This is a genomic window from Salidesulfovibrio brasiliensis JCM 12178 (genome assembly GCF_001311825.1).
GTDB lineage: Bacteria > Desulfobacterota > Desulfovibrionia > Desulfovibrionales > Desulfovibrionaceae > Pseudodesulfovibrio > Pseudodesulfovibrio brasiliensis.
In genome coordinates this window covers 1-19,006 of sequence record NZ_BBCB01000039.1, presented here as the reverse complement: position 1 = coordinate 19,006, position 19,006 = coordinate 1, and the positions used below count along the sequence as shown (strand labels likewise).

Below are 19,006 nucleotides of genomic sequence, written 5' to 3'. Positions count from 1 at the left end.
TATTGCTTGAGCGGGCTCATGCCCGTGAAGCCCACTTATACTATTTTTTTCCCTGCAAGAAAATGGGTTTTCACCCGGCCTTTGAGCACGGTCCCGGTCAGCGGGGTGTTCTTTCCCTTGGAGTGCATGGTCTTGGGTCCGACGGTCCACTCCTCTTCCGGGTCGAAGAGGAAGAAGTCTGCCGGATCGCCCGGCTGGAAGGTGTTGAAGGGCAGGCCGAAGGTCTGCGCCGGGCCGGTTATCCATGCGCGATCAAAGGCTTCGCGCTTGAGGTGGCCGTCGCGTACAAGGCCCCAGGTCACGGCAAAGGCTGTATCCAGCCCGGAGATGCCGCAGGGGGCCACGTCCATCTCCACTTCCTTCTCGTGCATGCCGTGGGGTGCATGGTCGGTGGCGAGGAAGTCGATGGTGCCGTCGTTGAGGGCGTCCAGCATGACCTTGCGGTCCGCCTCGGTGCGAAGCGGCGGATTGACTTTGCCCATGGCGCTGTATTCGGTCTCGGGCGCGGCAAGCCAGTCCTCGGTGAGCACGAGATAGTGCGGGCAGGTCTCGGCCGTGACGCGGACTCCGCGCGCTTGGCGCGGCGGATGATGTCCACTGACTTTTCGCAGGAGACGTGCGCCAGATGAACGGGCACGTCGAGGAATTCGGCCAGCAGCACGTCGCGCGCAACCTGCAGGGCCTCGGCCACGTCGGGCTGTCCGGGCAGGCCGAGGGTGTCGGAAATCTCGCCGTCGTTCACGCCCACGCCTACGGCCATGTAGGGGTCCTCGCAGTGGTCGATGACGGTCAGGCCGAAGTTGGCGGCGTAGTCCATGGCCTTGCGAAACAGGTCGGTGTTCTTCACGGGCACGCCGTCGTTGGAAACCGCCACGCAGCCCGCGTCCTTCAGCTCGGCCATGGGGGAGAGCTCTTCGCCCTTGAGGCCCTTGGTGAGCGCGCCGATGGGGAACAGGCGGGGGCCGTTCGGCCAGTGCTGCCCGGCCTTTTCGAGCATGGTTTCGGTCACCGAGGCGGTGTCGTTCACCGGGCTGGTGTTGGCCATGCACAGAATATTGCCGAAGCCGCCCCATGCGGCCGCGCCGAGGCCGGAGGCGATGTCTTCCTTGTATTCAAAGCCGGGCTCGCGAAGGTGCACGTGCACGTCCGTCATGCTGGGCATGAGGCTCAGACCGTAGGCGTCCTCCACCTGCCCGAACTCTTCGGGATCGATTTCCGGGGCGCAGTCGCGCACTTCGACGATCTTTCCGCGATGGACCAGAACGTCCACCTCGCGGCCGTCCAGCATGGCCCGTCGTACGATGAGATTCGTTTTCGCCATGATCAGCCTCCTATTGTTCGCCGCCCTTGCGGGTCATGTACTGGAAAAGCAGGGCCATGCGCATGGATACGCCGTTGGCCACCTGATCGAGCACCAGCGAACAGTCTGCGTCCGCGAGGTCCGAGGCGATTTCCACGCCGCGGTTCATGGGGCCGGGGTGCATGACCTTGACGTCCTTGCCCGCTTTTTCCAGATGCCGGGCGGACAGGCCGTAGGTGGACGCATATTCGCGCAGATCCGGCAGCAGCCCCTGCTTCTGACGCTCAAGCTGAAGCCGCAGGCACATGATCGCGTCCACGCCTTTCACGGCTTCGTCGAGGTCGTGGTAGACCTTGGCGGACCACTTGGCGGCCGTGCGGGGCAGCAGGGTTCTCGGAGCGCAGAGCCGCACCTTGGCACCCAGCTTGTTGAGCAGGATGACGTTGGAGCGGGCCACGCGGGAGTGGGTGATGTCGCCGAGGATGAGCACGGTCTTGCCCGCCAGCTCGCCCCACTCCTGATGCAGAGTGAAGCCGTCCAGCAGGGCCTGCGTGGGGTGGGCGTGGCGGCCGTCGCCCGCGTTGATGATGCTGCAGTCGAGCCGGTCGGCCATGAAGCGCGCCGCGCCCGAGCACCAGTGCCGGATGACGATGGCGTCCGGAGCCATGGCCTGCAGCGTGAGCGCGGTATCCTTGAGCGTCTCGCCCTTGGTCAGGCTGGACGAGCTCTTGGCCAGCGAGAAGGTGTCGGCCGAGAGCCGCTTCCCGGCCACGTCAAAGCTGGTCTTGGTGCGGGTGCTCGGTTCGGCAAAAAAAAAGTACCACGCTCCGTCCCCGGAGTGTCGGTACTTTCTTCACCGGCCGCTCATTGATTTCCTGAAAATGCTGCGCCGTCTCGAAGAGTGACATGACTTCGGATTTCGACAGCTGGGATACGTCCAACAGGTCCTTGTGCAACCACTGCATGCGTGTGCCTCCGGGCGGCTTGGGGCGATGGGAACGGCCGGGCCGTCCGCGCAAAAAAAGCGTCACCGCTTCGTGACGCTCCCCTTTTCATACGCCACCATGCTGCGCGTTGTTTTTGTCGTGCACAAGCCGTGTACCCGCGCAGGCGCAGATAATCAAGCGCAACGAACGGTCCGCAGGCACTTTTCTGCGAACCGCGAAAGCGGGCCGGAGGGTTCCGGCCAGCAACCACGGCTATTTGAGCGCGAACCGCTCGATCTTTTCCTTGTAGGCCACGATGCCGGTGACGATGCCCTCTGCCAGCCGCTTGAGGTAGGCGTCGGACTTCAGCCGCTTGGCCTCGGAGGCGTTGGTGAGATAGCCGAGTTCGACCAGCACCGAGGGCATCTTCGCGCCCATCAGCACGTAGAACGGCGCCTCGCGAACGCCCTTGTCGCTCACCCGCCACGTGCGGCGAACGCTCTTGAGCGTCTGCCGCTGCACGTCGCCCGCCAGATCCTTGCTCTCCTTCATCTTGGAGTTGATCATCAGGTCGGTGAGGATGAACTGCAGGTCGCTGATGCTGCGCGGGTCCACGGCGTTTTCCCGCGCGGCCACGCGCACCGCGTCCTGCGTCTTGGCAAGGTTGAGGCTGTATGTCTCAAGCCCGCTGATGCGCCGGTTGCGGTGGGCGTTGCAGTGAACGGAAAGGAAGAGGTCCGCCTTCTTGACGTTGGCCAGCGCGGTACGCTGTTCCAGCGGGATGAAGACGTCCTTAGTGCGGGTATAAATGACATTGAAACCGTTCTTCGTCAGCTCCTTGCCGAGAATCTTGACGAAGCGCAGGTTGATGTCCTTCTCCCGCATACCGTTGGCCACCGCACCCGGGTCCTTTCCGCCGTGTCCGGCGTCAAGCATGATGGTGTTCACGGTCAGGCCGAGTTGCTCCAGCAGATCCCCGGCCATCTCTTTGCTTTCCTTGGGCGGCCGGTACTGGCTGTTCTCGACGGTCTGCTTCGTGCCCGGCTCGGCCTTGCCGCCCTGTGGAGAGTAGACATCGACGACGATGCGGAACGGGTTGTCCAGCGGAAAGACTTTGTAGTCCTGAAGCGAAAGAAAATCGAGGACCACGCGGGCGGTGTTCTTGGTGTTCTGCCCGGCGCGAATCTGCTTGAGGATACCGTCGGCCACGGAGGTCTTGCGGTCAACGTCCGGGCCGAGAGTGGCACCCATGAGGTCGAGATAGAGACGATGCGGGCGGCCGTGCTCGGGCGCGGGATCGAGCAGCTTGTAACGGAAGGGCACCTTGCCCTGCATTTCGAGCACCACGCGGGTGTAGTCGTCGCTGCTCTTGTAGCGCACCATGTTCAGGTAAGCACCTTTGGTGGCCGTGGCATGCACCGCGCCGCTGCGCTGCGGGTTCGGTTTGGCAACCGCGGCAGCCGCTTTGGGCTTCGGCTTGCTCTTCTCCTTGACGCGGCCACCCCATTTGCTGAGCTGGCGTTTGGCCCGGGAGGCCATGTCGCCCTTGGGGTACGTGTCGAGCAGATAGGCAAGGTCACGGCGCGCGTTGGTGCGCTCGTTGAGCTTGGTGTACCGGATCACGGCCCGGCGGTAGAGGCAGTCGTCTATCCATGAATGATGCGGAAACTCGCGCACCGCCTGACTGAAATACTCGACGGCCGTGCGGTAGTCGCTCTTGAGCCCGCTCCAGCGTCCCAGCTCCTCGTTGGTTCTGCCGAGATAGTAGAGCGACTTGGGAGCGAACGGCCCGTCGGTGTCCGCCTGATAGGCCTGCTTGAAGCCCCGCTCCACCTTGCGCCAGTTGGAACGATACTTGGCGCGCCGGGAGTTTTTCTTGAGGTCGTGAAACTTCTTGTATGTGGAATTGAACGTGGCCGTGGCAGAAGCGCCAAATGCCGCGCCCGACAGGCAGACGGTGAGCATGGCGACGACAATCGCGGCGACGAGCGGTCTTTTGAGTGGCATCGCATATCCTGCGGTTTGCGGTGGAATTCACAGCCCCGGGCAGGTGAAAACCTTCCGGCATCCGTCGGGTTCGCCCTATATTTAAGGATTATCTAAAAAAAGTCCAGAGGCGATGCCGCCCCTGTTGAGAAGTTTATGCTTTTCCCGTCTCCAGCCATAACGCCCAGTCTTCACGGCCGTTTTTGCGCGCAAGTGCCGCTGCGGACGCAAAATCGTAGTCCACGGCCACCAACTCCGCCTCCCAGCCGTCTGCGGTTTCCTCCACAATGGCGTAACGCGCCCTCGGGTCTCCGGCCTGCATGGCGTGGGGCGGTTCGTCGTCGCGGTAGGCAGGAAGGCCCACACTGCCGGGGTTGACCACCAGCGAGTTCTCGCAACGCACGACGCGGGGAATATGCGAATGACCGCACAGCACCAGCGGCGGGGCCGGAATGGGCATGCCGCGCAGGATGTCGGCGCACTCCTTCAGGCGGGGTTGGCCGTCCACGATCTCCTCGGTCAGGTACGCGGTATCATCGCCCGGTCCGCCGTGCAGCATGCACATGCCCCGCACCTGAAGCACCGAGGGCAGGAAATACACCCAGTCATGAGCCTTTTGCGGCAGTGCTCGCTTCACGAAGGCGAGCGTCTCATCCTCACCCCCCTCTTCAAGCAGCATCCGGTCCTGATTGCCCCGCACGGTAGGTATGTCCATGGTCGACAGGATGGCCCATGTCCCGGCCGGGTCAAGCGGCCCATGGAAGACGTCACCAAGGTTGGCGAAGAGCGTCACCCCGCGATTCGCCGCGTCGGCGAGGACGGCGCGCAGCGCAAAAGTGTTTCCGTGTATGTCTGAAAGTACGGCTGTCTTGAACATTGATTATCCAATTGCACCCCGGCGGGTGGGGGTTTATGGTTTGCATACGGTTTGCCAGAAAAGCACAAACCGCCACGGCAGGCAACCGCGGATTCAGAAACGCACTGGCCCCGCCCCCTTCGTCCGTGATACCGGTGGAAAACATGGTGCGCCGACAACCTGAAAAAGCCGTCACGAACCCTTCCATCCCCTAAATAATGGATGACCGGAGCAAAAGCGTATAATGGGTAAAGGAATCGGAATAATCACAGGACCCGGTTCATGAGCCTACTCGTCGTCAACATCTCTGATATGAAGCTCTCCACCAACCCGGAGGACGTGCTTGTAACCTACTCGCTGGGGTCGTGCCTCGGCGTGACGGCGTACGACCCGAAAAAGCGCATCGGCGGACTCATCCACTGCCTGCTGCCGCGCGCCTCGGCCTCCCCGGCAAAGGCGCAGCAGAACCCATACATGTTCGTGACCTCAGGCGTGGCCATGATGGTGCGCAAGCTGGCCCTCAAAGGCGCAGACACGAAACGGCTGGTATTCAAGGCCGCAGGTGGCGCCAACATGCGCCGCGACGACATGTTCATGACCGGACAACGCAACTTCGAAGCCCTGCAGCGACTGCTTGAGCGAAACGACATCAAGCTGGCCGCGTCGGAAGTGGGCAGCAATATCCCTCGCACCATGTTCCTGCACCTCGATACAGGCAAGGTGGTGCTGCGCTCACTGGGCAACGAACGCGAACTCTAGAAGCCTCCGGCGGGCAGGGCGCTGCCCTGCATTCGGCAAAGGGGATAATCCCCTCTGCACTCCCTGACTTGAAGGCGTTTGACGCAAGCGAAAACCGGGCAAAGCCGGACAATTCCGCCGAAGACACGCCAGTCTATTTTGGAGAGTCTTAGCCTCAGTCGTTGGCGTGTTATTGACCCTTACGAATGAGGACAGCAGAGCAGAACCTTTTGCCAGTAAAGTCCGCCGGATTTCTTGAACACCAGTTCCTGCCAGCATTTATAATGACGGCGGGGACTTCTTTTTGACTCTAGAGCCAAAACGGCATCTTTAATCAGTTTGAACAGAATTCACACATGTTTTCCCACATGAACCATGGTTTTCCAAATAATAACCGCCCTATCACGTCGACAACAGGGGTCACCCCCTTGGGGTGCTTAGAGATTATTGGGGTTATAAGAAATCGTAAGACTTTTATATATCTGACACAAAACCTGATCAAAAATTATTTTCTAGATTTCAAGACATTGGAGTGATTTCTTTAGAAGCCATCCCAGAGTTCTCTTATGGCAGACCTCTAACACGCTTATCTTGCATAAGAAACGGGGAGAAGCTTAGATGTGAGGCGACTTGACCCATTGCGTAACCCTATAATCCATACTGATCGCGATATGCGGCTCCGATTCGATCTGGCGATCTTTGTTTCCACGCTTCACGTTTTTTTGAGAACCAACCCTTAAAGAGTTGCCACTTTTCTTTGAGGGTCATGTCCTCCCACTTTTCATGCACAAACGCTGAAGACTTATACTCTCCGGCTGCACCGTCATCAAACCGCAAATCTTTTTGTATGTTATGAAGCAAGCAATTGTCCTCGATAAAACCCTGAAAAGGTGAAGAGTTGTGGTCCTTCTCTATATACAGAAAGAGAAGCACATGATAGTATAGTATCAGGTACTCATACGGTGCAAACTGTGCACGAATGATCCCCATGTAGTCCGAACACTTCCCCGCGGGTGCATTATTATGAGTGTATTTGATCAGATGGTACAAATGCCTGAAATAGTCATAGAGCAAATAATTGGTGCTTTCTCGAAAGACATCATAACAGCGAACAAACAACCTGTGCTTGCTTAAAGAAACCGCTCCCGTTCCATCTCTATACTGGCTAATCTGTTCCTCCAGAATGTCTAATGAAATCTGATCTAGTCTATACTCCGAGCGTTTTCCGTCCCGAGCTCTCTCCCATATAGTTTTTAGCAATATATACAATGCATGGAATGCGTCAGAGCCTTCGCCTGTTTTGAGAGGAGCCTTTTCCGCACAAGTTTTTTTTCTTTGATGATCTTGCTTGGCTTCCCTTTGTGCTTAGATAAAACTCAGAAGGCCCTTGTGTAGTGGAAGCTGTGTCCGAAACTTTTCTGAGCCATGGGAAGGATAAAGATTTCCGATTGTCGCGATGTATTGAAAGAAGGGAGAAAAAATTGTTTTCAAATTGCTGACGGTGGAACTGATTGCCTTGCTTAATGATCGCATAAACAGTAAACCCTGCCGCCAGCCCCGAGAATAGCGCAGCAGCAGGAGCAAATAGCGATTCAAGATTGCCCTGCTCTGGAACATAAGGGGTTAGCCATCCTAGCTCTTGTAGAAAAGGCCCAAATGCAACCCAGAACAAGAAGCAAACAGCCGATATAAATACGATTTTAATGATTTGCCAAGCTTGACGCATGATTGTGACCTAGTGGTTTGATCTCGCTCTTGCAACTATTGTCATAAGAATGTATATAAAAAAAGTGGGGGTGCCAAATGGATTATTCAAAACAAGAGGTTATCGAAGTCGCACAAGGTGTACGCGATAACTATTTTCACAGCGATTACTCTTGGGATGGTCTCCAGAATCTGTTGAATGATCTTGGCGGAGAGTTGGTCTATGTGGATAGTGACGATCTTGAAGAGTCGTTGCTAATCCATGGAGATGGTTCTTTCACCATATACCTCCCCCACCACACTTCGGATCGAAGAGACTATTTCACCATCGCCCATGAACTTGGTCACTACTTTCTTCATTGGGAAGACGATGGAGAAGAGACACCATTTTGCAGAGGTGAAAGCAATCTCGTTGAATGGCAAGCTAACTGGTTCGCCGCAGAACTACTGATGCCCACGGATGAATTCACTGAAGCAGCTGAAGAATGTGGGAACGATGTGAACGAACTAGCCGATCAATTTGGAGTGTCTAGATCAGCAGTTAGCGTAAGGCTTGAAGTTCTCGATTTAGATTAAAAGCAACTAATAAAGCTATAGCCCCTGTCCGAAAGGATAGGGGCTTTTTGTTTGGCTGAACACAAACACTTAAGAAAAAAAGAAAGGCCGTACAATTGTGCGGCCTTTCTTTATTCGCGTCTAAGCACGTCCTACTTTCGCAGGTACGCCTTGGTGATGACGATGGGCTTGAGGGGTACGTCGGCGAACATGCCGTTGCGGCCGGTGGGCACCACGAGCATCTTGTCCACCACTTCCATGCCACGGATGACCTTGCCGAAGGCGCAGTAGCCGGGGTTGCCGGGCGCGGCGTTGAGGAAGTCGTTATCCTGCACGTTGAAGAAAAACTGGCTGGTGGCCGAGTTGGGATCGTTGGTGCGCGCCATGGCGATGGTGCCGCGGTCGTTGGAGAGGGCAAAGCCCGCCTCGTTGACGATGGGCGCTTTCACGGGTTTGCGGTTCATGCGCTCGTCGAACCCGCCACCCTGCACGATCTTCATGGGGTCGGAGTTGACCACGCGGTGGATGATGGTTCCGTCATAGAATCCGCTGTTCACGTAATCGAGAAAGTTGGCCACGGTCTTGGGTGCCACGTCGGGGTCCATCATTATCATGATGGGGCCCATGGAGGTTTCGAAGACCACGACCTTGTTGGGCGCTGCCTGCGCGGGAGCGGCGGCGAACAGAAAAGCGGCGAACAGTATTGAGACCAGAAAACGCATTTGGATTCCTCCGTTCATGGATTGTTCAAGGGGCCATTTCTAATCCAATCGAACTCTGTGCGCAAGCGCGGTGCATGAAACGAACAAATGACGAAAATCAGGACCTTAAACACACGTTTGTTGCAATTGTGCGCATTTTTCTGTAGGTCTATCCTGCTTTTCTGCAAATCTTTTAACTTTTTTTTAGCGAGGTGTCATTCATGCTCCGCCGATATTACTGGCTCGTCACGATTGTGGCGCTAGCCGTTCTCGCCCTGGCGTTCCCGGCTCTGGCCGCGGATTCCTCCAAGGGTCCGGAGAACGCCGAACTTTATGGAATGCTAACACTCATTCCGCCGCTGGTGGCCATCGTGCTGGCCTTTATCACCAAGAACGTGGTTCTTTCGCTCTTCCTCGGGGTCTTCTCCGGCTGTTTCATGCTGGACCTCAAGGGCTTTGATATTTACTCCGCCTTCGTGGACGGCTTCCTGCGCCTGTCCATGGAGATTCTCTACTCGCTGGCCGACAGTTGGAACGCCGGTATCGTGCTCCAGTGTCTGGCAATCGGCGGCCTGATCGCGCTGGTCTCCAAGATGGGCGGCGCAAAAGCCATTGCCGACGCACTGGCCAAGCGCGCCAAGAGCCCCCGCAGCTCCCAGTTCGTGACGTGGCTCATGGGTCTGTTCATCTTTTTCGACGACTACGCCAACTCCCTGACCGTCGGCCCGATCATGCGTCCGGTCACTGACCGCCTGCGTGTTTCCCGCGAAAAGCTGGCCTTTGTCATCGACGCCACTGCCGCCCCCATTGCGGGCATCGCGCTGATTTCCACATGGGTTGCGTACGAGGTGGGCCTGATCCGTGACGGTTATCAGGCCATTGGTCTGGAAGCCAACGCCTACGGCGTGTTCGTTGAGACGATCCCGTACCGCTTCTATAACATCCTGATCCTGTTCTTCATCATCTGCACCATCTGGTTCATGCGCGAGTTCGGCCCCATGTGGAAGGCTGAAAAACGCGCCCGCACCACCGGCAAGGTCATCGAAGACGGCTCCAAGCCCATGATCTCCGACGAAGCCACCACCCTCGAGCCCGATACCAATGTGGCCCTGAGTGTCTGGAACGCCATCATTCCCATCGGCACCCTGATCGTGGCCGCGTTCCTCGGCTTCTACTTCAACGGCTACAACGCCATCGACGACGCCGAACTGCTCAGGCAGATCAACGAATCGCCGCTGTCCTTCACTGCCATGCGCATCTGCTTCGGCGCTTCCGACGCTTCCGTGGTCCTGTTCCAGGCCGCGCTTATCGCGGGCATCGTGGGCATGGGCATGGCCGTGTTCAAGCGCATTCTCCCTGTGAAAGTGGCCATCGAAACATGGATCACCGGCGTGAAGTCCATGAACATCACCGCCGTGATCCTGCTGCTGGCGTGGTCGCTCTCCGGCGTCATCAAGGAACTGGGCACCGCGGCCTATCTGGTCAGCGTCCTTTCCGACGCGCTGCCAGCGTTCCTGCTGCCGAGCATCATCTTCATCCTCGGCTCCATCATCTCCTTTGCCACAGGTACCTCCTACGGCACCATGGGCATCCTGATGCCGCTGGCGATCCCCCTGGCCTTTGCCCTGAACCCCTCGCCGGATTACGTGATCATGAACGTCGGCTCGGTGCTCACCGGGGCCATCTTCGGCGACCACTGCTCCCCCATCTCGGACACCACCATCCTGTCCTCCATGGGTTCGGCGTGTGACCATATCGACCACGTGAAGACGCAGATATTCTATGCCATCAGCGTCGCGGTCATCTCCATCCTGTTCGGCTACCTGCCGGCCGGTCTCGGAATGCCGCTCTACTTCACGCTGCCGCTGGGCCTCGTGGCCGTTGCCGCCTGCGTCCGCTTTGTCGGCAAGCCGGTCGACGCGTAACCAGAAACAACGGAAAAGCACGTATACAAAAAGGGGAGAGCCGATCGGCTCTCCCCTTTTTTCGTCTTGTTCTGGCTCGCTGATCAGCCGCTTTTGAGCTGACGAACCAGTTGATTCAGGCTTTCGATCTCTTCGTTGAGCTGTCCGAGTTCTTCCACCGTGCGCTGCACGTCTTCGGCGGTCCGGCCGGTGATGGCGTTGATCTCCTCGACCGCCTGATTGATTTCCTCCGAGGTGGCCGACTGCTGCTCTGCGGCCGTGGCGATGCCCGATATCTGGTCCGCCGAGGTCTGCACGCTCTTCACGATGACGCGGAGCACTTCGCCGGACTGCTCGGTATAGCCGACAGCCTGCCCGAGGTCCGCCACAGCGGCGTCCACGCTGGCCACGTTGGTGCGGGCCACGTCCTGAATGGACATGATGGAGTCGCTGACCTCGCGGGTGGCCTGCATGGTCTTCTCCGCAAGCTTGCGAACTTCATCAGCGACCACGGCAAACCCACGGCCCGCCTCGCCTGCGCGGGCGGCTTCAATGGCCGCGTTCAGGGCCAGCAGGTTGGTCTGGTCGGCAATGTCTTCAATGACGTTGATGATTGCGCCGATATCCTCTGCCCGCTGGCCGAGGACGTCCATGTTGCGCTTGAGGTCTTCGGTCTTGCCCTGCGTGGCCTGCATGGCCTCAATGGACTGCTCCACGATCCGTGCGCCCTCCACGGCCTGTTCGTTGGCGTTGCGGCCCACGTCTGCGGCCTCGCTGGAGTTGCGGGCGACTTCCAAAACTGTGGCGTTCATCTCTTCCATGGCCGTGGCCGTGGAATGAACCCGCTCGCTCTGGGTTTCGCTGCCGTTTCTGATTTCCTGCGAGTACCCGGCGATGCGGCCTGAGGTCTCGCGCACGCGCTCCACGGTGCCTTCCAGTCGCTCAGCAGCCTGCATCATGCCTTCTCTTCGGGCGTTTTCGGCCTGACGCTTGGCCTCTTCGGCTTCCTTGAGGGCGGCGTTGGCGGCGTCGGCCTGATCCGAAGCCTCGCGGCTGGCTTTTTCAATTTCTTCGATGTTGCCGCGCAGGGTGTCGAGCATGACGCCAAGCGCCTCTTCAAGCTGGGTTATTTCGTCCCGGCCCTCGTTCTGGATGCGCACGGAGAAATCGCCCGCTGCAACCTTGCGCGCTTCTTCGGTGACAGTCCGCACCGGAGTGATGATGCTTCTGGAAATAAGCAGACAGACCGGCAGCACGATCAGCACCAGCACCACGCCGCCGCCGATGCTCACGTTGCGCAGCGCGGTTCCGGAGATTTCGGTGAGTCGCCCTTCGATGCGGGCGCGCTCGGCCTTGATGTCATCGGTGTAGATGCCGGTGGCCACCCAGTAGTCGGTTCCGGGAACCAGCTGGGCGTAGGCAAGCTTGGGGCTGGGTTCCTCTTCCCCGGGCTTGTTGAACCAGTAGGTCACAAACCCGCCGCCAGCCTTGGCTTTTTCAACAAGGGCCTTGATGTAGGCGTTCCCCTTCTTGTCCTTGTTGCCGATGCGGTTCTTTCCGTGGAAGTCCGGCCGCAGCGGATGCGCCACGTTGGTGCCGGAGGTGTCGTACAGGAAGTAGTAGCCCTTCTCGCCGAAGCGTACGGGCTTGATGGCCTCGCGGATGGCGGTCAGTTCGTCGCGGCCTTCGGACTGCGCCCGCTCGACCACGCCGCCGAGGTCCGTGGCCATGCTCTGCACCGCAAACTTGAGCGTTCGCTCGTAGCCGCGCTGCATGATGGTTTCCGCTTCGTCCAGCGATGCGCTGCCGACTTTGTTGAGGTAGTAGGTATACGCTCCTCCAACGCCGAGGGCGAAGATCGCGACAATGGCGAGGAGCGACATCAGCCGTCCGGCAATCGAGAATTGTCTCAGCACATTCATCTCCCGATGATGTTGTTGCCAGCCACGCTTTCTCAGTACGCACAATCCATTCCTTTTCGCAACCAATAATGCCTTATGAGCAGAAAAATGTATACGGAAACACCTGTTTAAACTTCTCGAAGGGGCACAACGGCACGTGTTTGTCACACTGCAGCAAAATTGGTTGCGCTTTGCGCAAAAGAAAACCGGCCGACATCCGAGGATGACGACCGGGAAAGGCTTTCAGCGCGTAATGGGTTCTTATCGGCGGCAAGGAACATCGTGGGAGATGTAAATCTCCCCGAGGTCGTGGATGAGTTTTTCATTATCGAAAACTGCCAGCACCTTTTCCCGCGCGGCAGGGATGACGCGGGCACGCAGTTCGTCGTCCGCAAGCAGCCGCTGCATGTTGTCGGCCAGTGCTTCGGGATCGTCCGGGCCGCAAAGAAGGCCGGTCTTTTCATGCTCCACCAGTTCGGGCACGCCGGAGACGTCCGTGGCCGCCACGGGCACGCCGATGGCCATGCTCTCGGCCACCACGTTGGGAATCCCGTCGCGGTCCCCGTCCTCGGCCAGACGGCAACCCAGCACGAAGAGATGCGCCTTGCGATAGTGCTCAATGACGTCATCGTGGGTGATGGTGCCGGTCATCTCGGTGACGTCCTCAAGCCCGAACTCGCGAATCCAGCCCTCGACTCTGGCCTTGTCCGCTCCGTCGCCCGCCAGCACGTAGCGCACGTCCAGACCACGGTCCCGGAGCAGGCGTATGGCCTTGAGCACGGTATCCAGCCCTTTCTTGGGCACGAACCGGGCCACGGTCATGATGGTGTAGGGCGGCCTCGCCTTGGTGCTGCGCCCCTTGGGGTCGAAAAGGCTCAGGTTGATGCCGTGGTAGACGCAGTGAATGGGCTTGCCGCCCGGCGCGATGCCGGAGAGATGCGTTTCATTGTATTTGGTGCAGGTGACAACGAACTTGGCGCGCTCGATCTTGTCCTCGATGCGGCGCGGGTCCTGCGTGTAGATGTCCTTGGCGTGGGCGGTGAAGCTGAAGGGAACGCCCTCAAGGTGCGCGGCGTACATGCCCACCGTGGTGGGCGTATGCGCAAAGTGGCAGTGCACGTGGGCAAGGCCCATGCTTTTGGTCTTGCGGACCATGAAACACGCCTGCATCCAGTGCTTGAGCCAGGTGTGTTTTTTGGGGCGAGGGCAAAGCGCGAGGCCATGAGCTTGAGGCCGGAGAAAAACCGGCGGGGCCGCTCAACCATGCAGGCCAGCGTGTGCCAGAGAAGGCTCGGCAGGCCGCTCACCATGGACTCGGGCAGATAGGTGACGCCCGCCCGGATCTCCCGGATGGAGCGGTGCGAGAAACTCTCGCGCGGCTGACGCATGGAAACGATGTGGATGTCGAATCCCATCTTTTCCAGCAGCCTGATTTCGTTGGATATGAAAGTTTCGGAAATTCTCGGGTAGCCCTTGAGCACCATGGCCAGGACCGTGCGGCCCTTTGGGGAATCCTCGTTCATGCGTTTTCGTCCTCTGCGGAGCCTTCCTCGCGCAGGTCGCGGCGTTCCATGAACTGTTCCAGCCGGGCTCGCATGGTGGTGAGTCCGGTCATATCAAAGGCTTTCATGGCGTCGATATACGGCCCGGGGTCGGCAAGCATGGCGTCCACCTTCTCGCGCATCAGCTCCGGCGTGACCTTGTCCCACTGGAGAAAATCGATGAGTCCGTGTTTCTTGAACACTTCGGCGCGGATGAGCTGCTCCCTGCGCGGGGTGTCGCGGGGGATGACCAGCGCGGGCTTTTTGAGCGAAAGAATTTCGCACATGGTGTTGTACCCGCACATGCCGATGACGAGGTCGGCGGAAGCCATTTTCTTTTCGATGTTTTTGACAAAGGGGACAATGCGGACGTTCAGGTGCCGGGCGCGGTCGGCCAGCGCGTCCAGCCTGTCGGCGGGCAGGAAGGGGCCGGTTATCATCAGGGTGCGGAACCCTATGCTGCCGTTCTGCTCCAGCATTCGCATGTAATTGTCCAGCACGGGATACCCGTCGCCGCCCCCGCCGATGGTCACGACCACCAGCTTTTCCTTGCGCCTCGGGGCGCGCATCTTCGGCACGCGCCGGGGGATGTATCCGGTGAAACGGCATTTTGCGGCCACGTCCTCGGGAAAGGCGTATTCCGTGACGGGATCGTACATGCCCTGCTCGCCGTAGACCCAGACCTCGGAGTAGAGGTCGCGGAGCACTTCGTAATATTTCTTCTTTTTCCACTCGGCGCGGGTGCTCTCCGGATCGTCAAGGATGTCGCGCAGGCCGAGGACGATCTCGGTGTCCGGACGGCACTTGCGGAACCAGCGCAGGATGGGCAGGACCTCGCCCTTGAGGCCCACGGGCACCTTGTCCACCACGAAGAGGTCGGGGTCGAAGGCCTTGGCCGTGGCCGTGATGATTTTCTTGCGGATGCTGATGGCCTTTTTGGGGTCCACCTTGATGGAGTGCGGAACGTAGACGGTGTTGCTCTTCTTGATCATGCCGGGAACGCGCACGAAGTCCACGCCCTCGGGAAAGCTGAAGCGGCCCACGATGGGCGAGCCGGTCACGATCAGGATATTGACTTTCTTGCTCACCAGATGGCGGGCAATGGCCATGGTCCGCCGGATGTGTCCGAGACCATAGGTGTCGTGAGAGTACATGAGGATGTTGAACGTGCCCGAATCCATGAAGCCGCCTGATCAAACTGTCGTTTCCGCAAACAGTGGCACCCTACTCCCTATGAGTGATAGTGTCCACACAAAGCCCTTGCCTGCATAGTTGATTTTACTCGTGAACGCCAGCATGTGATTTGCGATGGCCATTGCGAGAAATGTTGAATTCCCCTGCGATTCTGCTAACACTCGTTCGCGAGGAACAGCATGGACATTCCCCCTATTTCCGATTTGCAAAATACGCTGGACCGGTTCACTGACACGCCGGTCCCTTTTTGGTGGCGCGATGACGACGCGGCAGCGCCTTCGCCTGCGCTGGACCGGCTGGCCGAAACAGCCGAGCGTCACCGCTTTCCATGCGCCCTGTCCGTGATTCCTGCCCGTACCGGGGAGCCGCTTGCGAACTGGCTGGAAGGCCGGTCGCTCTTGAGCGTAATTCAACACGGCTACTCCCACGAGAACCACGCCCCCAAAGGCAGCGGCGCGTGGGAGCTGGGCACCCACCGCACCACAGGGACCATCCTCGGCGAGGCGGTGCTCGGTCGCAAGCGGCTGAAAACGCTTTTTGGAGAGCGGTTCGTGCCGGTAATGGTGCCGCCGTGGAACCGCATCGCCCTTGAGCTACTGCCCATGCTGCCGCAGTCCGGGTTCATCGGCCTCTCGGCAGACGCCGAAGGCCCCGCGCTGCCTGAAACGGACGCCCTCCTCTGCGCCCACGCCCACGCGGACTTTCTGCGCTGGAAGAAAGGAGCGGCCCGATTCGCCGGGGAACACAAGGTCGTTGACCCCATCCTCCGCGAACTGGAAACACAACAGCGGTCCGGACACATCCGGCCCATCGGCATGCTGACCCATCATCTGGAGATGGACGAGGCGGCCTGGGTCTTTCTGGACGCGCTTCTCGATATGCTTGCACGACACCCCGCGGCACACCCCGTCACCGCCGCGCAGATATGGCAGGAGTCCCTATGAGCGTTACGATACGGCCAATGGAAATGGCCGACGTGGAGCCGGTCTGCGAACTGCTCCACACCCACATGAACCCCGATTTTTCCCCGGAACACTGGTCCCGCCTGTTCGTGCGCGACTGGTGCATCGTCGAGCCGGAGCTCGGCCTCGTGGTGGAGGACGGCCCCGAGATCGTGGGCTTCCACGGCCACGTCTGCTCCCGCCGCTGCATCAACGACCGCTGGGAGCGTTTCGTGAACTTCACCTCGTGGTATCTGAGGAAAGAGTATCGCGGACAGGGCCTCGGCACCGGCATGGTCAAAAAGGCCATTGAAAACCCGGACGCCACCTACACGGTGTTCTCCCTCTCGCCCAAGCGCATCGAACTGTTCAAAACCCTCGGCCTCAAACCGCTGGACACCGAACGCCTCATCTGGACAAAACGCGAACCGCGCCAGCTCATCTGCGTGGACTCGGACCCCGAATCCATCCGCTGGAAAGTGGAATGCGAACACTCGCGGGTCCTGCAGGACAACGAACCCTACAACATCAAGCCCTATCTCGTGTCCACCAACTGCAACCTCTGCCTGCTCATCATCAACGAGGCGATCAAGGGCGACGGCGTGACCTACCACGACGTGCTGTACCGCTCCAACCCGACCTTTTTCGCGGCCCACGCGCAGGACATCGCCAACGCCATCCTGCCCGACGGCAAGCACGTACTCGCGGCGGACAGGCGCTTCCTGCCCGGCCCCACGCCGCTGGACGCGACCATCGAGGCCATCGCCTCCCCGCGCTTCTACCGCTCCGAACGGGTGGCACCGGAAAACGTGGACCTGCTCTATTCCGAATTGCAGCTTTTGAACATGAAGCTCGACTGATCGAACCGAAAGACCGTCACGCACTTGCGCGGTACAGTTCCTCGAGAACGGCCGCGCTTTTTCTTGCCCCGTCGAGGTCGATGCCGTGGGGTCGTGGGGGGCGCGAAAGCGCCTTTTCGATGCGCTCCGCAAGAGCCTGCGGCTCAAGGTCCTGGGGATTCAGCAGGCCGAGGGCGTCCATGCGCTCCAGCCGCTCGGCGCGCATGCGCTGCTCCCGGTTCTGGTCAAAGGGCAGCACCAGCCCGTAGCGGCCGCAGGCAAGCAGGTTCATGGTGGTGTTGTAGCCCGCCATGCTCACCGAACAGTCAGAGGCGGTCAGCCACGCCGTGAAGTTCTTTGCAAACGTGTCCACGCGAAGATGCGGCAGCCGTTCGGCCATGGCGTCCAGCTCGGCACGGACGGCGGCGTCCATGTATGGCCCGGTGAAGACCTGCATCCGGTGCGAGACAGCCCCTGCAAGTTGCTCCGAGGCTCGGGCCGAGGCAAGGAGCAGCTCGCCGCCCACGCTGCCGCTGCCCGCGCTGACCGTGACCAGCGGGGTACAGCAAAGCCCCAGTTCCCGGCGCAGGGCAAGCCCTTCATGGGGATCAGGCTTCGGGGTTACGTACGGTGTGGTGAATGGCCGGTTCGATGCGGTCCACGGCGGAGAAGGTCTCCTCCAGCCGCACCAGTTGGGGATCGGCGTGCACGAGCAGGGCGTCGAAGAGCGGATTGAGCACCGAGAGCACCCGGTTCTCGAACTTGGCCTGATCGTCCTTTTCCACAAGAATGTCGCGCAGGCTGCACGCGGCCTTGCAGGGGCCAAACGCTCCGACGCGGGCCGCTTCCAGCGCTGGAATCAGCTCCCGGCCGAACTTCTTGCGGCCAAAGGGGAAAAGCTCCACCAGCAGCACGTCTGGCCGGAATCCTTGCAGAAATTCAATAAGCCGCTTTTCCCGCAGGGCAAAGGTCTCCTCCACGCTCAAGGATGAATCCACTGGAATGAAGGACTTGAAGTCGGCGTCCATCATCAGGCCGGGCAACTGGTACCGGCTGGCGTACGGCGGCAGGGGCAGGTCGGCCTCGGCACCGCCGGTAATCATGACCACCTCGTGTCCGGCCAGCGCCTTGACGATTTCAAGACTGCGGAACAGGTGGCCCATACCGAGCACGTGTTGGGTGTAAAACGCCAGACGCATCTACAGCTCCATGTTCATACACAGCGGACGTAACGCGATCCCGTCCCACTCCAGCAGATGCAGGCGGTACGGCAGAAGCGGGTCGGGCTCGCCGGGAAGAAACTTCTGCCCGGCCATGTGCCGGGAGAGGGCCTGCAACACGCCGTTGTGGGTGACGGTCAGCACAGTGGATCCGGGATGCTTTCGGGCAGAGTCGGCCAGCGCGACGAGCACTCTGTCAAGAAGCTCTCGACGGGATTCACCGCCCGGCGGCCTGAAATCGAACCCTCGTTCCTGCTCACGCCTGACGGCCTCGCGGTCGGCCTTCATGGCCGCCTTATCCCTGCCGGTCCAGTCGCCCCAGTTCATCTCCGCAAGGCGCGGGTCCGTGTCGTGCTCCACCCCCCGATGCCCTGCCACCAGTTGCGCGGTTTCCACGGTCCGCCCGAGCGGACTGGTGAGGATGCGATCAATCTGCCGGGCGTCAAGCGTCTTTCGCCACGCGGCACACTGGTCGCGCCCCTCGTCCGAAAGGGAAATATCGGTATGGCCCTGAATCCGCTTGGCGCTATTCCATTCGGTACGGGCGTGACGCATAAGCAGAAAACGGGTCATGGCGTGCGCTCCAGAAGAATCCGCTCCACCTCGCGGTAGGCGTTGCGGGCATCGTGCCGCTCGCGCACCTGTGTCTCGGCCCGGCGGCCCATGTCGCGCCGTAAACCCTCGTCCCCGGCCAGCCGGG

At 59.7% G+C, this 19,006-nt stretch carries 15 protein-coding genes and 4 pseudogenes; 5 read left to right on the top strand and 14 right to left on the bottom strand.

The window, feature by feature from the left end:
* Positions 1-35: 35 nt before the first annotated feature.
* From JCM12178_RS10545 to JCM12178_RS10530, 4 genes and pseudogenes are all read right to left on the bottom strand, one after another.
* Positions 36-1,321: pseudogene (locus JCM12178_RS10545) on the bottom strand (dihydroorotase).
* A 10-nt stretch (positions 1,322-1,331) separates the two neighbouring features.
* Positions 1,332-2,265 (bottom strand): annotated as a pseudogene (locus tag JCM12178_RS10540) (aspartate carbamoyltransferase catalytic subunit).
* 234 nt (positions 2,266-2,499) lie between these two features.
* The gene (locus JCM12178_RS10535; RefSeq protein ID WP_054651196.1) at positions 2,500-4,233 is read right to left on the bottom strand and encodes an N-acetylmuramoyl-L-alanine amidase; all 1,734 of its coding nucleotides are present in this window, start codon (positions 4,231-4,233) and stop codon (positions 2,500-2,502) included.
* A 133-nt stretch (positions 4,234-4,366) separates the two neighbouring features.
* The gene (locus tag JCM12178_RS10530; protein WP_054651194.1) at positions 4,367-5,089 is read right to left on the bottom strand and encodes a metallophosphoesterase family protein; all 723 of its coding nucleotides are present in this window, start codon (positions 5,087-5,089) and stop codon (positions 4,367-4,369) included.
* 261 nt (positions 5,090-5,350) lie between these two features.
* Here JCM12178_RS10530 and JCM12178_RS10525 point away from each other — a divergent pair, with 261 nt between their 5' ends.
* Positions 5,351-5,827: a chemotaxis protein CheD gene (locus JCM12178_RS10525; protein ID WP_054651192.1), complete on the top strand. Its 477-nt coding sequence runs from the start codon at positions 5,351-5,353 to the stop codon at positions 5,825-5,827.
* 627 nt (positions 5,828-6,454) lie between these two features.
* On the opposite strand, the gene JCM12178_RS21255 is transcribed toward JCM12178_RS10525, so the two are convergent.
* The 3 genes and pseudogenes from JCM12178_RS21255 to JCM12178_RS18330 all read right to left on the bottom strand — a co-directional run bounded on the left by JCM12178_RS21255 (position 6,455) and on the right by JCM12178_RS18330 (position 7,532).
* Positions 6,455-6,667 carry a hypothetical protein gene (locus tag JCM12178_RS21255; protein ID WP_245628720.1) on the bottom strand — a complete coding sequence of 71 codons (213 nt, stop codon included), beginning with the start codon at positions 6,665-6,667 and terminating at the stop codon, positions 6,455-6,457.
* Positions 6,668-6,745: 78 nt separating this feature from the next.
* Positions 6,746-6,880 (bottom strand): annotated as a pseudogene (locus tag JCM12178_RS21250) (putative phage abortive infection protein); the annotation flags it as partial.
* 208 nt (positions 6,881-7,088) lie between these two features.
* Positions 7,089-7,532: a hypothetical protein gene (locus tag JCM12178_RS18330; protein ID WP_157054870.1), complete on the bottom strand. Its 444-nt coding sequence runs from the start codon at positions 7,530-7,532 to the stop codon at positions 7,089-7,091.
* 77 nt (positions 7,533-7,609) lie between these two features.
* On the opposite strand from JCM12178_RS18330, the gene JCM12178_RS10515 reads away from it, so the two are divergent.
* Positions 7,610-8,086: an ImmA/IrrE family metallo-endopeptidase gene (locus JCM12178_RS10515; protein ID WP_054651188.1), complete on the top strand. Its 477-nt coding sequence runs from the start codon at positions 7,610-7,612 to the stop codon at positions 8,084-8,086.
* 131 nt (positions 8,087-8,217) lie between these two features.
* Here JCM12178_RS10515 and JCM12178_RS10510 read toward each other — a convergent pair whose 3' ends face one another.
* Positions 8,218-8,787, bottom strand: coding sequence for a peptidylprolyl isomerase (locus JCM12178_RS10510; RefSeq protein ID WP_172677113.1), 570 nt, complete (start codon positions 8,785-8,787; stop codon positions 8,218-8,220).
* A 200-nt stretch (positions 8,788-8,987) separates the two neighbouring features.
* On the opposite strand from JCM12178_RS10510, the gene JCM12178_RS10505 reads away from it, so the two are divergent.
* A complete protein-coding gene (locus tag JCM12178_RS10505; protein WP_054651186.1) occupies positions 8,988-10,691 on the top strand; it encodes a Na+/H+ antiporter NhaC family protein in 1,704 nt (567 codons plus the stop codon).
* Between the two features lie 83 nt (positions 10,692-10,774).
* Here the strand turns inward: JCM12178_RS10505 and JCM12178_RS10500 are convergent, their stop codons facing one another.
* The 3 genes and pseudogenes from JCM12178_RS10500 to JCM12178_RS10490 all read right to left on the bottom strand — a co-directional run bounded on the left by JCM12178_RS10500 (position 10,775) and on the right by JCM12178_RS10490 (position 15,293).
* On the bottom strand, positions 10,775-12,586 hold the full coding sequence (locus tag JCM12178_RS10500; protein WP_172677112.1) for a methyl-accepting chemotaxis protein: 1,812 nt from the start codon (positions 12,584-12,586) through the stop codon (positions 10,775-10,777).
* Between the two features lie 246 nt (positions 12,587-12,832).
* A pseudogene (locus tag JCM12178_RS10495) lies at positions 12,833-14,094 on the bottom strand (glycosyltransferase family 4 protein).
* Complete coding sequence (locus tag JCM12178_RS10490; protein ID WP_054651182.1) at positions 14,091-15,293, bottom strand: glycosyltransferase family protein; 1,203 nt, start codon at positions 15,291-15,293, stop codon at positions 14,091-14,093. The pseudogene JCM12178_RS10495 and the gene JCM12178_RS10490 overlap by 4 nt, the downstream one beginning before the upstream one ends.
* Positions 15,294-15,485: 192 nt before the next feature.
* On the opposite strand from JCM12178_RS10490, the gene JCM12178_RS10485 reads away from it, so the two are divergent.
* The gene (locus JCM12178_RS10485) at positions 15,486-16,250 is read left to right on the top strand and encodes a polysaccharide deacetylase family protein (RefSeq protein WP_054651180.1); all 765 of its coding nucleotides are present in this window, start codon (positions 15,486-15,488) and stop codon (positions 16,248-16,250) included.
* On the top strand, positions 16,247-17,107 hold the full coding sequence (locus tag JCM12178_RS10480; RefSeq protein ID WP_054651178.1) for a GNAT family N-acetyltransferase: 861 nt from the start codon (positions 16,247-16,249) through the stop codon (positions 17,105-17,107). The genes JCM12178_RS10485 and JCM12178_RS10480 overlap by 4 nt, the downstream gene beginning before the upstream one ends.
* A 16-nt stretch (positions 17,108-17,123) precedes the next feature.
* On the opposite strand, the gene JCM12178_RS20930 is transcribed toward JCM12178_RS10480, so the two are convergent.
* From JCM12178_RS20930 to JCM12178_RS10470, 3 genes are all read right to left on the bottom strand, one after another.
* A complete protein-coding gene (locus JCM12178_RS20930) occupies positions 17,124-17,612 on the bottom strand; it encodes a glycosyltransferase (RefSeq protein ID WP_369404502.1) in 489 nt (162 codons plus the stop codon).
* Positions 17,613-17,694: 82 nt separating this feature from the next.
* A complete protein-coding gene (locus JCM12178_RS20925; RefSeq protein WP_369404501.1) occupies positions 17,695-18,285 on the bottom strand; it encodes a hypothetical protein in 591 nt (196 codons plus the stop codon).
* The gene (locus tag JCM12178_RS10470; RefSeq protein WP_054651176.1) at positions 18,286-18,879 is read right to left on the bottom strand and encodes a histidine phosphatase family protein; all 594 of its coding nucleotides are present in this window, start codon (positions 18,877-18,879) and stop codon (positions 18,286-18,288) included.
* Between the last annotated feature and the right edge of the window lie 127 nt (positions 18,880-19,006).